This window comes from Sphingomonas bacterium, from assembly GCF_903644055.1.
Lineage (GTDB): Bacteria > Pseudomonadota > Alphaproteobacteria > Sphingomonadales > Sphingomonadaceae > Sphingomonas_I.
The window spans coordinates 1-14,289 of record NZ_CAHJXD010000141.1; the positions used below are offsets into that span (position 1 = coordinate 1).

14 protein-coding genes, 1 pseudogene and 1 other annotated feature are annotated in these 14,289 nt (G+C 64.8%); of the genes and pseudogenes, 10 read left to right on the forward strand and 5 right to left on the reverse strand.

From position 1 onward, the window contains the following. The coding region (locus tag HUU94_RS06220; protein WP_174274235.1) for an endonuclease/exonuclease/phosphatase family protein at window positions 1-846 on the reverse strand (846 nt) is incomplete at its 3' end. 272 nt (window positions 847-1,118) lie between these two features. On the opposite strand from HUU94_RS06220, the pseudogene HUU94_RS12785 reads away from it, so the two are divergent. Together HUU94_RS12785 and HUU94_RS06230 are read left to right on the forward strand one after the other, a co-directional pair. Further along, window positions 1,119-1,226 (forward strand): annotated as a pseudogene (locus tag HUU94_RS12785) (IS5-like element ISNeu3 family transposase); the annotation flags it as partial. 199 nt (window positions 1,227-1,425) lie between these two features. After that, window positions 1,426-1,671 carry a phosphatase PAP2 family protein gene (locus HUU94_RS06230; RefSeq protein ID WP_174274237.1) on the forward strand — a complete coding sequence of 82 codons (246 nt, stop codon included), beginning with the start codon at window positions 1,426-1,428 and terminating at the stop codon, window positions 1,669-1,671. An 88-nt stretch (window positions 1,672-1,759) separates the two neighbouring features. Here the strand turns inward: HUU94_RS06230 and mbfA are convergent, their stop codons facing one another. After that, window positions 1,760-2,716, reverse strand: coding sequence for an iron exporter MbfA (gene mbfA / locus HUU94_RS06235; protein WP_174274238.1), 957 nt, complete (start codon window positions 2,714-2,716; stop codon window positions 1,760-1,762). Window positions 2,717-2,937: 221 nt separating this feature from the next. Here mbfA and HUU94_RS06240 point away from each other — a divergent pair, with 221 nt between their 5' ends. The 4 genes from HUU94_RS06240 to HUU94_RS06255 are packed head-to-tail and all read left to right on the forward strand — an operon-like array spanning window position 2,938 to window position 9,347. Continuing rightward, window positions 2,938-4,188: a TolC family protein gene (locus tag HUU94_RS06240; protein ID WP_174274239.1), complete on the forward strand. Its 1,251-nt coding sequence runs from the start codon at window positions 2,938-2,940 to the stop codon at window positions 4,186-4,188. Further along, window positions 4,185-7,340: an efflux RND transporter permease subunit gene (locus HUU94_RS06245; protein ID WP_174274240.1), complete on the forward strand. Its 3,156-nt coding sequence runs from the start codon at window positions 4,185-4,187 to the stop codon at window positions 7,338-7,340. The genes HUU94_RS06240 and HUU94_RS06245 overlap by 4 nt, the downstream gene beginning before the upstream one ends. Window positions 7,341-7,380: 40 nt before the next feature. Next, window positions 7,381-8,376 carry a methyltransferase gene (locus tag HUU94_RS06250; RefSeq protein WP_174274241.1) on the forward strand — a complete coding sequence of 332 codons (996 nt, stop codon included), beginning with the start codon at window positions 7,381-7,383 and terminating at the stop codon, window positions 8,374-8,376. Then, a complete protein-coding gene (locus HUU94_RS06255) occupies window positions 8,376-9,347 on the forward strand; it encodes a hypothetical protein (protein ID WP_174274242.1) in 972 nt (323 codons plus the stop codon). Before HUU94_RS06250 ends, HUU94_RS06255 begins: the two co-directional genes overlap by 1 nt. Here HUU94_RS06255 and HUU94_RS06260 read toward each other — a convergent pair. After that, complete coding sequence (locus tag HUU94_RS06260; protein ID WP_438827110.1) at window positions 9,311-9,766, reverse strand: glycosyltransferase; 456 nt, start codon at window positions 9,764-9,766, stop codon at window positions 9,311-9,313. The two genes, HUU94_RS06255 and HUU94_RS06260, sit on opposite strands and share 37 nt — an antisense overlap. A gap of 254 nt (window positions 9,767-10,020) precedes the next feature. Then, window positions 10,021-10,136, forward strand: a sequence feature (AL1L pseudoknot). Here HUU94_RS06260 and HUU94_RS13000 point away from each other — a divergent pair. Next, entirely contained in the window at window positions 10,063-10,233 is a 171-nt protein-coding gene (locus tag HUU94_RS13000) for a hypothetical protein (RefSeq protein WP_174274244.1), read from the forward strand. It overlaps the preceding feature by 74 nt. Window positions 10,234-10,752: 519 nt before the next feature. On the opposite strand, the gene HUU94_RS06270 is transcribed toward HUU94_RS13000, so the two are convergent. Both HUU94_RS06270 and HUU94_RS06275 read right to left on the reverse strand, forming a co-directional pair. Next, on the reverse strand, window positions 10,753-12,069 hold the full coding sequence (locus HUU94_RS06270) for a type II toxin-antitoxin system HipA family toxin (protein ID WP_174274245.1): 1,317 nt from the start codon (window positions 12,067-12,069) through the stop codon (window positions 10,753-10,755). Next, entirely contained in the window at window positions 12,069-12,320 is a 252-nt protein-coding gene (locus HUU94_RS06275; RefSeq protein WP_174274246.1) for a helix-turn-helix domain-containing protein, read from the reverse strand. Before HUU94_RS06275 ends, HUU94_RS06270 begins: the two co-directional genes overlap by 1 nt. 335 nt (window positions 12,321-12,655) lie before the next feature. On the opposite strand from HUU94_RS06275, the gene HUU94_RS06280 reads away from it, so the two are divergent. From HUU94_RS06280 to HUU94_RS06290, 3 genes are all read left to right on the forward strand, one after another. After that, window positions 12,656-13,123, forward strand: a complete 468-nt coding sequence (locus HUU94_RS06280; RefSeq protein WP_174274247.1) for a mobile mystery protein A — start codon at window positions 12,656-12,658, stop codon at window positions 13,121-13,123. Continuing rightward, window positions 13,120-13,713, forward strand: a complete 594-nt coding sequence (locus tag HUU94_RS06285; protein WP_174274248.1) for a mobile mystery protein B — start codon at window positions 13,120-13,122, stop codon at window positions 13,711-13,713. The genes HUU94_RS06280 and HUU94_RS06285 overlap by 4 nt, the downstream gene beginning before the upstream one ends. 259 nt (window positions 13,714-13,972) lie before the next feature. Continuing rightward, window positions 13,973-14,289: Arm DNA-binding domain-containing protein (locus tag HUU94_RS06290; RefSeq protein ID WP_174274249.1), on the forward strand; the 317-nt coding region annotated here is incomplete at its 3' end.

The following is a 14,289-nucleotide window of genomic DNA, read 5'->3' on the forward strand; positions in this document are numbered from 1 at the left end:
GCTGCCGCCGCCCCGCGGCAGGCCGGCCAGCATCGCCTCGAACGCCGCCTTGCGCGGTATCGACTTGCCGATGTTGGTATCGCCCGCCAAGACATAAGGCGCGTCGCGATCGAGATTGGCGGTGAGGAACTTGCCGATCGTTTCGACCTGGCGATCGAACGCGCCGTTCCAGCGCGCCTTGGAAACGCCCGAGGCGTCCTTGGAGTTCATGTGGGTGGCGATCACGGTGACGGGCTTGTCCGATCCCGGCACGGCGATCTCGGCGAGCAGCACGCCCTTGTTGGCGATGCAGTCATAGCCCGCGCACGCCCAAGCCGGGAAAGCCACGCGCCTGACGCGGACGATCGGATAATCGGAAAGGATGGCGAGGCCGCTGCCGCGCCACTTGCCCACGGTCTCGCCCTTGATCAGGCGGGCATGACCGACGAACGCACGATCGGCATCGGTCATCGGCTCGTCGTTTCGGAGATCGCGATCGGGGCCGAGCGCCGTGTAACGATAGCCCGCCTGCTCGCCGATCGCCTGCTGGGCACTGCCGAAGGCTTCCTGCAGGACCACGACGTGCGGCTGCTGCCCCTCGGCACGAAGCGCGGCGAGCCGCTCCGCGATGCGCCGGGCGGCGCCGCTGCGGCCCGTCGCGAAGGGAAAGGGCAGGCCCTCGACATTGTAGGTCAGCACCGACAGCCCGGTCGGCGCCGGCGCGACGGCGTGCCGATTGAGCGGCATCAGGCCGTCCTGCGCCTCGGCCACCGCCGCGACCGTGACCAGCGCCGCCGCCACGCCGACCGTCAGCCGCCACGTCGACCGCCCCCCCAGGCGCCGCACACGATCAAAAGCGTGTGCCACCCCCGTCGCGCCAAACGCAACCCGCATCGCCGAACCTCAACAGAAAGGTGGGACAGCCCCGCGCCATCCTCGCCGCTTTCCCAACCAAGACGTCGCCGGTCCACGTTGACCACACCTAAGCGCACAGCATCAGCCGAATGATCCGCGATAGCCGGGTGATGCTCCCGGACGGCGCGCCGGAACGGCTAGGACGGATCGATATTTAGGATTCCCAATCGGTTGAATGTCTGATTCATGAGGTTCCGTGTTTTGACGCGGAGCGGTCGATGGGCATCAAGCGATACGAGTTGAGCGAGGAGCAGTGGCGGAAGATCGAGGCGCTGCTGCCCGGTAAGGTCGGCGATCGAGGCCGGACGGGATCGGATAACCGATTGTTCATGAAGCGATGCTTCAGCACTTCCGCCGCTTCGCCACTCGCTACGACCGCCGGACAATCCACTTTACCGGCTTCGTCCACCTCGCCGCATCCATGATCTGGCTACGCTAAATGTCGATCCGTCCTAAGCGTACCGGCGATACAGGGGCTGGAAGGGCGATCTCCAGGCTGGCGAAAGCCTGATCGCAGGTGGTGGCGCGGCCTTGCTGCTCAAGAAGATCTTTCCCGAGGAGCGATCCGACCACAGCGATTGCAAGGGCTTCCCCTCCGGCCATAGCGCCGAGGCGTTCGCGGCCGCCGCGACGCTCGAGAATCGATACGGCCGGAAGGCGGGGCTGCCGGCGTTCGCATTGGCGAGCCTTGCGACGGCGCGGGTCGAAGGGCGCAAGCATCACTGGTGCGATGTCGTTGCAGGGCGGCGATCGGATCGGGCAGTGGCCTCCTGCTGACATCGCGCCACAGCCAGGCAGTCCGGCTGACGCCTGGGGTGACAGCGATGGCGGCGGAGTCTCAATGGCGGCACGCTTCTGAGGAATATTATCCACTGCCGATGGCGATCCCGGCCGCCAGCACCAGCGCGCCGCCGAGCATCACCTTCGCGACGGCCGAGAGCGGCGGGGCCTCCATGTAGCGATACTGGATCCAGGCTATCAGGCCGAGCTCGATCGCCACGACGAACGCGGCGACCCCGATCGCCGTCCAGAAATCCGCGATCAGGAAGGGCAATGTGTGGCCGATCCCACCGGCGGTCGTCATCATCCCGCACACCGCCCCGCGCAAGATCGGCGTTCCGCGCCCGGAGAGCTTGCCGTCGTCGGCCAGCGCCTCGGCGAAACCCATGCTGATGCCGGCGCCGATGCTCGCCGCGAGGCCGACGAGGAAGGCGTCCCACGGGTGATGCGTGGCGAAGGCGGCGGCGAACACCGGTGCCAGAGTCGAAACCGATCCATCCATCAGGCCGACGAGCCCTGGCTGTACGATCTGGAGCACGAAGCGGCGGCGGGCGGCGTCGTCCTCGCGATCGCGGCGCTGGCCGGGCAATCGGCGTTGCTCGATCGTACCGGCGATCCGCAGGTGATCGAGTTCGGCCGACGCCAGATCTCCCAGCAGCTTGCGGATCGGTGCGTCGGTGCTGCGGTCGGCGGCTTCGCGATAGAAACGGCTGGCGTTGGTCTCCATCCGCTTGGCCTCGGCACGGACGGCGTCGATCCCCTTCAGGATCGTCGCACGCGGGGCAGCGGGGGATTGCGCGCCGCGCACATCGCGCCGGGTGATGTAGGCGATATGACGGCCAAACCGCCCGACGTAGAGATCGATCAGTGCGCGGCGATGCTCTTCTTCCTCTGCGGCCATGTCGTCAAACAGGCGGGCGCTGTCAGGGTAATTTTCGCGCAGATATTCGGCGTAATCGGCATAGACGCGCCCATCCTCCTCCTCGTTGGCGATGGCCAAAGCGAGGATTTCGCGTTCGTCGAGCTCATGAAAGCGTCTCACAGCCGCGTCATAGCCCATTTCCTCGGCGGAAGGACACGGGGGCTAACCGGACCACGGCGCGTTCGCTAAGGCGGGATCGGATATGCCGCCGCGAGGGGCCGTTGGAGATCGGCAGGATTCATCTTCGGACGTGGGATTTGGCAGACGGGTGCCGATCCAACCGGGTAGAGACGCGGTTAGGCGGGCTTTCCGTCGTCATGCCGCAATGTGGGATTGGCAAGATGCTGTATCGGTTCGCGCTTGTAGTGGCGGCACTCCCGGTTGGGGCGGTGGCGCAGGAGACGCCTGCGCTTTCGCTCGATGCGCTCGTCCACGAGGTAGTCGCCAGCAATCCGGAGCGGCAATTCTACCAGCGTCAGATCGAGACGGCTGGCGTCGAGCGCCAGGCGGCGGGGCGGCTGCCCGATCCGCAGCTCACCGTCGAATTCGGCCAGCGACGTGCATACGACGCCGCGACGGGCCTCCCCACCGGGGACGGTGCCGCCTATACGGTTTCGGTCGTCCAGCCGATCGAGTTCGGCGGACGGATCGCGCTGCGCCGGGCGATCGCGGATCGCCAGATCGAGCTTGCCAGGATCGGCCTCGCACAGTTCGGGGCGACGCTCGCCGCGCGTGCCCGCTCGCTCGGCTACGGCCTGTTCGCGGCGGACGAGAAGGCGACCGCCGCTCGCGCCGTCGCGATGCGGATGCGCGCGGTGGCGCAAGTGATCGTCACGCGCGATCCTGCCGGTCCCGCGCCACGGCTGGAGGCGGCGGTGCTGCAGGCGGGCGCGATCAGTGCCGAGCGCGATGCCGCCACCGCCGATGCCCAGGCGAACACGATTCTCTACGAGCTTAACCAGCTGCGCGGGGTGCCGTTCGCGGCGCGGCTGCGGATCGTGCGGCCCGCCATGTCGCTGCCCGATCTGCCGGCGGCGACGACGATCGCCGCCATGGTCGACGCCAACAATTTCGAGCTGCGCGCGCTGCGTGTCCAGTTCGAGCAGCAGGGCCTGCGCGTCGATCTGGCGAAGAAGGCGCGGTTCCCGATCGTCTCCGTCGGCCCTTATTATGGGCGTAGCCGCGCCGACAATCGCGAAACGAATTACGGCGTCCGGCTTTCGTCGAACCTGCCCGTCTGGAACGCGCAGGCCGGCGAGGTCGCCGCTGAACAGGGGCGGCAAGCGCAGGCGGACGCGACGCTTGTCAGCACGCAGCGCCGGATCGCGCGCGAGGTGTTCGATCATGCCGCGCAATATGAGGCGAAGCGCCGGGCGCTCGGGCGGTGGGATGCGGACTCGCCGCAGCGCTTCGCCGAAGCGGCGGCGGAAGCCGATCGCCACTTCCGCCTCGGCGCGATCCCGCTGGCGACCTACACGCAGATGCAATCCTCCTACCTCTCGGCGATGAGCGCGGTGCTCGAAACCCGCCGCGAGGCGCTGGAGGCCCTGCTGTCGCTGCGCGCGCTGGGAAGCGACGGCCCGTCCGAATGATCGCCGCGCTGCTCGACTGGATGACGCGCCGACGGCTCGCCGTCGCGCTGGTCACCGCGTTCGTGGCGGCGGTAGGCCTCTGGTCGTTCGCTAACCTCCAGATCGACGCGATCCCGGATATCACCGGGGTACAGGTGCAGATCAACACCACCGTTCCCTCGCTGGCGCCGGAGGAGATCGAGCGCTTGGCGACCTTGCCGATCGAACGTGCCATGGGCGGCCAGCCCAATCTCGATGAGATGCGCTCGCTCACAAAAACCGGGCTCAGCCAAGTCACCCTGCTGTTCAAGGACGGCACCGATCAACTGCAAGCGCGCCAGCTCGTCACCGAGCGGCTGGCGAGCGTGCGCGAGATGCTGCCGCCGGGCTCCTCGCCGCAGCTCGCGCCGATCACGACGGGGCTGGGCGAGATCTATTACTATACGCTGGAATGGGCGCATCCGCCGCGCGGCATGTCGCCCGAACGCCAGCTGATGGAGCTCTACGAGGCGCAGGAATATACGGTGCGACCGATTCTGCGCACCGTGCAAGGTGTCGCCGCCATCAATTCCAACGGCGGGCTGGAGCAGCAGTTCGTCGTCCAGCCCGATCCGGTGCGCCTCGCCGCGCACGGCGTCACCGTCGGCGAACTGGCGAATGCCGTAGGGCAGAACGTCACCAATGCCGGGGGCGGCGTCATCAGCCGCGGCGCCAATCGCTTCACGGTGCGCACCGAAGGCCGCGTGATAAATGCGGACATGATCGCGGCGCTTCCGGTGAAGTTCGCCGGCGGCGCGATGCCGCTCACCGTGCGCGATCTCGCCACCGTCACGATCGGCCATGCCCCGCGCCAGGGTGCCGCCACCGCCAGTGGCGGCGAGACCGTGCTCGGCACCGTGATGATGCTCGTCGGACAGAACAGCCGCGAGGTCGCGCTGCGTGTTGCCGATGCGTTGCCGGGCATCCGCGCCGGGCTACCCAAGGGCATGATCGTTCACGAGCAATATAGCCGCGCCGACCTTGTCGACCGGACGATCCACACCGTCGAGCGCAATCTCGGCGAGGGCGCGGTGCTGGTGGCGCTGGTGCTGCTGGTGGTGATGGGCAATTGGCGGGCGGCGCTGATCGTCGCACTCGTGATTCCGCTCGCTTTCCTGGCGACGGTGACGGGGATGTACGCCATCGGCCTCTCGGGCAATCTGATGAGCTTGGGCGCGCTCGATTTCGGGCTGATCGTCGATGGCGCGATCGTTGTCGTCGAAAATGCGCTGCGTCTGCTGGCCCAGCGGCGGCGGGAGAAGGGCGAGGATCTCACCGCCGAGGAGCGGCGCGCGATCGTGGTCGAGGCGGCGCGGATGGTGGCGCGGCCGGTCTTCTTCGGCATCGCGATCATCACCCTCGTCTACGTGCCCGTGCTGAGCCTTGGCGGGGTCGAGGGCAAATTGTTCCAGCCGATGGCGCAGGCGGTGATGCTGGCGCTTGCCGCCGCGATGATCGCGACCTTCACGGTCGTGCCCGCGCTTGCGGCATGGCTGCTGCGTGCGCCCGAGGGCGAGGAGGGCGATGGCCGCAAAAAGGGGCTGATCGGCTATGCCGAGCGCGGCTATCGCCGGGCGCTCGACCGTGCCTTGACGCATCCGATCCTGCTCGGCGTCGGCGCGCTCTTGCTGTTGGGCTGTACGGTCGTCGTCTTCAAGACGCTCGGCTCGCAATTCACCCCGCGACTGGACGAGGGGTCGATCACCGCGATGGTCTATCGCCCTGTCGACCTGTCGCTGGAGCGCAGCCTCGCGATCGAGCGGGCGACCGAGCGCGACATCCTGCGCCGCTTCCCCGCGGTCACGCACACCTTCGCGCGGATCGGCACGAGCGAGGTGGCGACCGACCCGATGCCGCCCAACCAGAACGACCTCTACATCTTCTACAAACCGCTGAAGGACTGGCCGAAGGGCGACGGTGCGCCACGGAACAAGACCGAGCTCGTCGCCGCGATCGATAAGGCCGAGCGCCACCTCTATACCGAGCAGACCTTCGAATATGCCCAGCCGATCGAGATGCGCTTCAACGAGATGCTGGAGGGCGTGCGCGCCGACATTTCGGTGAAGTTCTTCGGCGAGAATTACGACGTGCTGGAGAAAGCCGCGCAGCAGGCGAAGAAGGTGCTGGAGGGCATCCCCGGCACGGGCGATGTCGAGTTCGAGGCGGCGGGCCGAACCCCCAGCGTCGTGATCGCGCTCGACCATGCCGCGCTTGTGCGCCTGAACCTCGGCGCCGACGAGGTCAACAAGGCGATCCAGAGCGCGGTGGGCGGCGCCGAGGTCGGCTTCATCCCCGAGAGCGACCATCGCCACAGCATTGTCGTGCGCTTGGCCGAAGGGCTGCGCGCCGATCCGGCGGCCATCCTGGCCCTGCCTTTGCGCGTGGGTGACAACGGCCTCGTACCGCTCGGCCGCGTCGCACGCATCCAGCAGACCCGCACCGTCGAACCGATCCTCCACGACGATGCCAAGCGCCGCGCCGCACTGATGGTGAACCTCTCGACCAGCGATCTCGAAGGCTATGTGCAGAAGGCTCGCGCCGCGATCGATCAACAGGTGAAACTGCCCGAGGGCTATCGCGTCGAGTTCGGCGGCCAGTTCCACCAGTTGGAGGCCGCGCGCGCGCGCCTCACTATCGTCGTGCCCGCGGCGTTACTGATGATCTTCGTCCTCGTCTACGCGGCGCTCGGCAGCGTGAAGGAGGCGGCGATCGTCTATACCGGCATCCCCTTCGCCGTTACGGGGGGCGTGCTGGCGTTGTGGGTGCGGGGCATGCCCTTCTCGATCACTGCGGCGATCGGCTTCATCGCGCTTTCCGGCATCGCGATGCTGAACGGGCTGGTGCTGATCGATCACATCAACAGCCTGCGCGAGGGCCGTACTCTGGACGAGGCGGTGCGGCAGGGCGCGCAGGATCGGCTGCGGCCGGTGCTTTCGACCGCGCTCGTCGCCTCGATCGGCTTCCTGCCGATGGCGGTCGCCTCCGGGGCAGGCGCCGAGGTGCAGCGTCCGCTCGCGACCGTGGTGATCGGGGGGATCATCACGTCCACGATTCTCACCCTTCTGCTCTTGCCCAGCCTCTACCGGCTGGTCGCGGGAAGAGGGGATCATCGTGGCGCGAGCGAGACTTTGTGACGCAATTGCGTGCGCTCCGCGCGATGCTTGGCGTCTGGAGGTGAAGCCGAACACCGGCAGTGTGGCGAGGGAGGGCCAGATCCGCGATCAGAACCAGTCCGACAGTGCCATCGATCGCGACCAGGCGCTGCTCGAGCTTCTCCGGCGGCTAAGGCTCGCCGACTACAGCTTTGTCGCCCCGAACCGCAGGACGCATCATGAAGGCCGCCTCAGGCGGATGCTGCGCCGCCCGGATTCCCTGCGCGACATCTTCGGCTGGAACCGCGCGTTTCGAGCACGCGACATCGCGCCTGCGATGCTCGAGTGGATGGGTTGGGCGGGCATCTTACAGCCGCTCTCGTTCGGGCGTTTCCGCAGCCGACTGCGCGTGTCCAGCCTCGGCCGTCACCTCGTTCTTCACTCGCCGCTGTCGGCCGGCCGGGATGCGGTCTTCTTCGGCCCGGACTCCTACCGTTTCGCACGCTTCCTCGAGGATGTCGCAGCGATGCTGCCGGCGCGCGCCCGCGTCGTCGACCTCGGGGCGGGGGCGGGCGCCGGCGCGCTAGCGCTCGCCTCGGCACGGCGCGACCTCAGGCTGGTGCTGATCGACATCAATCGCGAAGCCGTGCGGCTCGCGCGGATCAATCTGGCCGCGGCGGGGATCGAGGCGGACGTGATCGAGGGGGACGGCCTGAGCGCCGTGCAGGGGGGGATCGATGCCGTGATCGCCAACCCGCCTTTCCTCGCGGGCTCGATCAGCGGACGGTATCGCAACGGCGGGACGGAGCTGGGCTCGGCGGTGACGCTCGACTGGATGCGCCAGAGCGCATCGCGGCTCGGCAGCGACGGCACGATCCTCCTCTACGGCGCCAGCGCGATCGTGGAGGGACAGGATGCGCTTGGCGAAACGCTCGGAAAGGAGCTGTCGCGCGGCGGATATGCCGTCCGCTACCGCGAGCTCGATCCCGACATTTTCGGCGGCATGCTCTGGCGGCCAAGCTACCGAGGCGTCGATCGGATCGCGGCGGTCACGATGATCGCGACGAGGCTCGGCTGATGGGTTGGAGGGGCGGCTGGCTGGCCGACTTCGAGATCCGCGGTGGCACGGTGCGGGTGCGCAAGACCGGCGCGACGGCGAGGATCGATGGCGGGATTGTCCGCGAGGTCGCGATCTGGCTGGTCTATTATCTGTGCATCACGGCGCGCGCCGCGTGGCTCCGGCATAAGCGGGCAACGATCACCCTCGGCTTCACGCCCGATCTTCCCAGACCCTGGTATCTGATCCGGGCCGCCTGCACCTGGGCGCGGATCGCGGTCACCACCGACCTGACCAAGGCCGATTGCGCCTTCTTCTTCGAGGACGCGACATGGTGCGCGCCACAGCCGCAGCCTGGCGACCTGCCATGCCTCAACTTCGCCTGTACGGACATCTCCAAAGGCCATGTAGCGGCCGTTTTCGAAACCATATTCGGCTATCCTCTGGCACTCGATCCCGCGACGTCGACCGGCCTTGCGGTCGAGAAAAGCGAGGTGAATGCCAGGCACGACGGGCGGTTGGTTCAGTGCCCGTGCGCGCCGCGCGAGGGCTTCGTCTATCAGAAGCTCGTAGATACGACCGATGGAAGCCACGTCCACGATCTGCGCACGCCCTGCGTCGCGGGCGCACCGGTCGTCGTGTGGGAGAAGCTTCGGCGCGAGCGGGATCGCTTCTCCGCGCACAACGCCAAAGTTGTGGCGCGCGATCCGGCGATGGTTTTCTCGGAAGGCGAGAGGTGCGCGATCCGGCGCTTCTGTGCGGCGATCGGGTTGGATTGGGGTGGCCTCGATATCCTGCGCGATCGCCACGACGGGCGGATCTACATCGTGGACGTCAACAAGACCGACGCCGGCCCCGTGATCGATCTGCCGCTGCGGGAGAAATTGCGATCAACCGCGCTGCTGGCCGGCGCATTGCGCGCTCTGCTGATCGAACGGCGCCCGGGGGCGTGCCGTCAGGCCGCGCGCGATGCCGTGCCGAGCAGCGCATAATCCACGAACAGCGTCACGAAATGATCGTTCATGGTTCGCACAGGGGCGGTATCGACAGGCTGGCTGGATCGCTCCAGGATGCGCCGCAGCGCCGCTGCGCCGCACCGGTATTGCCGGCTGGAACGTCTCGCCACCGTGTCGCGCATGATCGGCGGCCCACCTTCGGCCGGCACGACGATCGGCAGACCGGAGGCACGCGCCTCGACAGCCGTCATGCAGAAGGCCTCGGATTCGCAGCCGTGCATCAGCACGTCGGCGCTGGCGAGCAAGCGGGCGAACTCGGCCCGATCCCGGAGCGGTGCAGTCAGGCGAATGTGGGGGTTTGCCGCCGACATGGGCCAGGATGCGCTCGCGCTCGCGCCCCTCGCCGACGAGTATGAGCCCGACCGGGCGGCTGTTGCCCACTGCGATGCAGGCATTGATCACGGTCGGCCAGCGCTTTCGGGCGCATGCCGATCGAGGCCGCGGAGAATGACCCGTCGCGGTGACAGCAATGATGTCGCTCGCGGAGAAGATCAGCTGCGTGCCGCAGGCAATGCACGAGTGGCCGAAGAAGACCGAGGTCGATAGCGACAAGCGCGCCGGCGTACCGGCGAGATAGCGGACAAGCTCAAGGCGCTTCAGCGCGAGAACCGGAGATTGCGTCAGGCCAGCGAGATCCTGCGCAAGCCATCGTCCTATTTGCTGAGGTGGAGCTCGAGCGCCCGTTCGGGCGATGACCGGTTTCATCGATGAAGATCGTGAAGCCTATGGGATCGAGCCGATCCGCAAGGTGCTGCCGATCGCCCATCCACCTACCAAGCGTCGCGCAGCGAATCGATACTTCCGGCTGTCAAAGCGGGACAAGCAGGATCTGGCTTCAAGCATCCGACGGCCTCCGGCATAGCGGCAGGATTCAAGCTGTAGCCAAAGCAATACTCCACCGCGGCAGGCGGACAATATGAGACCGCCCGCGTTGTTGACCGCAACCAATGCCGCTTCGGCCGTGTAACCTAGTTTGTAAACCTACGGGCACACTGCCTCCCCGAGGCCCCAGCGACACCATCTTGTAGTATTTGATTTCCTGGAAGATTTGGTGGACGCACTTGGGCTCGAACCAAGGAACCGCTGATTAAGAGCGCGGCTAAGTATCTGAGAACATTGACTCATCTCGCTTCATATCGCTTCAAAGTCATTGTATCAGCGGGTCTTTGGCCCGCTCATTCCGCGGCAAGCTATCGCAGGTCCGAGCAAGCAACCGCAGGCGCCCGATACCCCTGTGGGACCCATGTTGAAGAGCTTTTCAACTTCCGATTGTTGGGAAACAGAGCGGTAGAGCATGCCGATCGAGCGAGCGTGACGCTTCGCGAGAGGGCGGCCAGCGGCAGGAATGTAAGCAGTGCGAGCGAGCACGTCAGGGCAAATCCTATTCGGCGATGATCAGGCTTTCGGCGCGTTTACGGGCGCCATCTGCGATGCTCGTTACGAGCCCTGGCGGAAAGTCGGTCGGAAGACTTGTGTTCACTGTCTCAATCGCGGTCACGATTTGCTCGCGAAGCTCGTCTAGTATGCGGCTGATCCGGGGGGCGGAAAGCCCACACGCCTTGCCGGTTTCCACGAAGTGGCGACCGTGTATCTCGTTGAGCCGGTATTTCCCGCTGTTGCCGACCGCCATCGACAGCTTGAACGCATTGCGTCCGATGTGACGGCAATCCACCATGGGTTGGGCGCTCAGCACGTCGTACAACGGCGCGAGCTCGAAGGTGCCTTCAGGGCGGAGGAACAAGCTGAAGTTCTTCGCATGTCCATCGGTGGCGCCGAGCAGCCAAAACGCGACTTGCGCACGGAAGAAGGTCAAGCGATCGGCGGCGGGATCGTTGCTGCCGGTCAGCAGGGTCATGATCTGGAAGACGCCCGGTCCTCCATCGGCCTGATATTTCATCGTCGGGGGGACGGAGAGAGCTTGGCAGCAGTCCTCCTGCGGCAATCGAATGAGTCGCTCGTCGCGCGTCCAAATGCGGTCGAAGCGTTCGACAACCAGCGCCTTGCGTGCGCCGAATGTGGCTATCTGACAGGGCGCGGTGGGAAACCCCAACGCCTCCATCAGCTTCATGCAATAGAACTCGTTCTCGACGCTATCGGCCAGGCCGATCCCGCCTTGTGGGACGGCGATCTCCGGTTTCAGGATGTGGGTCGTAGGGGTGGTGCCGTGCGGCCGAAGCCAGCGCCCTTCATGCCACAGCAGCGCCGTCTTCTCCTGAGCGCCGGCAAGCGAAATGCGGAAATGTTCGTCCACGGCTCGGTCCACACCCAGCGGCGCACGGAACAGGTTGGCCAGCAATGACTCGATGTCGTGTTCGTCAAGCGGGGCGCCATCGACCATCCGGGTCGAACTGGGTTGCTCGTCGCCAGGCAGGAATTGCAAGGCTCCCACGCAATCGTGACCGATGCGCTCCAACAGGCTGAAGGCATCCGTTCCGCGAGCGCCGACACGTTCAGCCAGGCGGCGGCGTATCGGCTCGGAATCGGGCAACAGGTTGTCGAACACGGCCCAGACGGGAGCGCCGACATAACGGCGCGTGCCCAGGGGAAGTGAGAGCGAGACAGGCATGGCATGCTCCCACGCCAACCACTCGTCATCATAGGCGAACTCGATCGCACCGCTGGCTGCGCGGACGAGCAGACCGACGTGGCGGTCATTGAGGAACACGTTGAGCGGGGCGCGAGCGGGACGGCGCCCCATCAGAAGATGCTCTCGATGTCCTGCGACGTGCTTTTCGTGCGCGACCCCATAGTGAGCTCAAGGTCAAGTGCGGCGAGGATGTCGGTGATCCTTCCGAACCGTGTGGCCGGGTTGCCACTTTCGATCTTTGAGATCGCCTCCTGTCGCAGGCCCGCCATTTCGGCTAGTTGGCCTTGAGTAAGCCCACGCGATCGACGCTCGCGTGCAATGGCCTCGCCCATCTGTTTAGCGGTGCGTACAAGCTGCTTCATTCGGGTAATATGTCTTCAACGGCATAAAATGTCAATATGCTGTCAGTGACATAATCTCGCGTTATGCGCTAAGTTGCATTTGCTTGCGCCTCCTGAGCCTATCGATCAATCCAAGGCATGATCCATGATCGATAGAACTGCTTTCTATTGATCATCACCGATCCGAACGGCGATCTTCGCTATGCGCGTTACTAGCCTGCCACCTTTTAGCATGATCTTTGCGTCCCACTTGATCACTCATAGCAGATAGCAATGCGTGTTCTTGATCATGAGTGGGTGATCACATTCGATTGACACGAACACATATTTGATATCATATTGGCGTTGGAGGACCAATGGGCAAAGATCGCCACGCTGAACTCGCCAGGAAGAATCTGGACAAAAGGCTTAGCGCGCTAAGAGCCGTCGAGTTTGCCCGGCCACGTGGTGGCTGGCTGCGTGCGATCCGTGATGCCCTCGGCGTGTCATCACGCCAACTTGCCGAACGAATGGATGTCGCCCAATCCCGCATCGTCGCGCTTGAAAAGGCTGAAACGACGGGATCGACGACGATCAAGTCTCTTCGCGAAGCAGCCGAGGCTCTCGATTGCACGTTCGTCTACGCCTTCCTGCCGGCAAAACCCCTCGACGACATGATCCGGGATCGCGCTAGGCAAAAGGCCTATGATCAACTTGGCCCCACTGCCCAAGGCATGCTTTTGGAAAATCAGTCACTAACTCCTTCACAGACGGAAGAGGAGATTGAACGGCTGACCAACGAGATTCTCGCAGAGCCCATTCGCTACCTGTGGGAAGACGAATGACCGATCCGCTTTTTGCAGGGGACGACGAAGCCAACACACCGCTGACAGCGGAAGAGCGCGAACAACTGATCCCAACATATATAAGCTTGCGTGCCGAACTGAATGAGGCCGAGCAGGTCAACATCACCCAAGCCAATCGATGGCTTGCCCGTTTGCGCAAAAGCGATGTCCTCGACGACGCATTCCTGAGGGCACTGCACAAGCGGATGTTTGGCGATGTGTGGAAATGGGCCGGGCGTTTCCGCACGACTGCCCGCAATATCGGGATCGATGCGTACCGCATTCCAACCGAGGTACGGCAGCTTGTCGACACCACCCGATGTTGGGTCGAGCACGGCACCTATGAGTCGGATGAGATCGCGATCCGTTTTGGCCATCTGCTTGTCTCGATCCATCCATTCCCCCACGGAAATGGCCGACACTCTCGGTTGGCGACCGACATATTGGCTATCCAATTGAAGCGTCCTCGTTTCACTTGGGGACGCACAAATCTGGTGGACGCAGGAACCACGAGGAAAACCTACGTGACCGCGCTTCAAACGGCAGATGCGGGGGAGATCGGGCTGTTAATGGAATTTGCCCGCTCATGATCGGCTTCGATTGCGCCCGATAGGTCAGCTCCCGATGTATCATGCAATCCCATGAGGCCTGAAAATCCAAGGCCTTTAAAACGGCTCCAGGTATGCGCGTTGCACTCGACTTTCGGTCTAAAACACCCCCCGGTCATTATAGGCAGGTGAGCAGATCGCGTCAGGTGTAACTTTTCCGATCCACGGCGTCCGCAGCCGATTATTTCTTTGAGATCGGCGCAAATAGGTGATTTTTAGGGTGTCATCGAAAGGATGACACATGCGAAAAGCACTCACCGACAAGGCCCTTGAGGCGCTCAAACCACAGGCCGAGCGATACGAAGTCCATGACAGCTACTGCCCTGGCTTGAGCGTCCGCGTAACGCCCGAAGGCCGGAAGACCTTCAACGTCAAATATCGCTACGGCGTCACTCAGAAACGAATGACGATCGGCGTCTATCCGCGCATCTCGCTCGCCGCCGCGCGTCAGCGGGCGATGGATGCGATGCGCCAGGTCGATGACGGTGCCGATCCCGCGAAGCGTCGCCGGCAGGCGGATCATCGTGTCGATGCGATCGTCGCCGAGTTCATCACGCG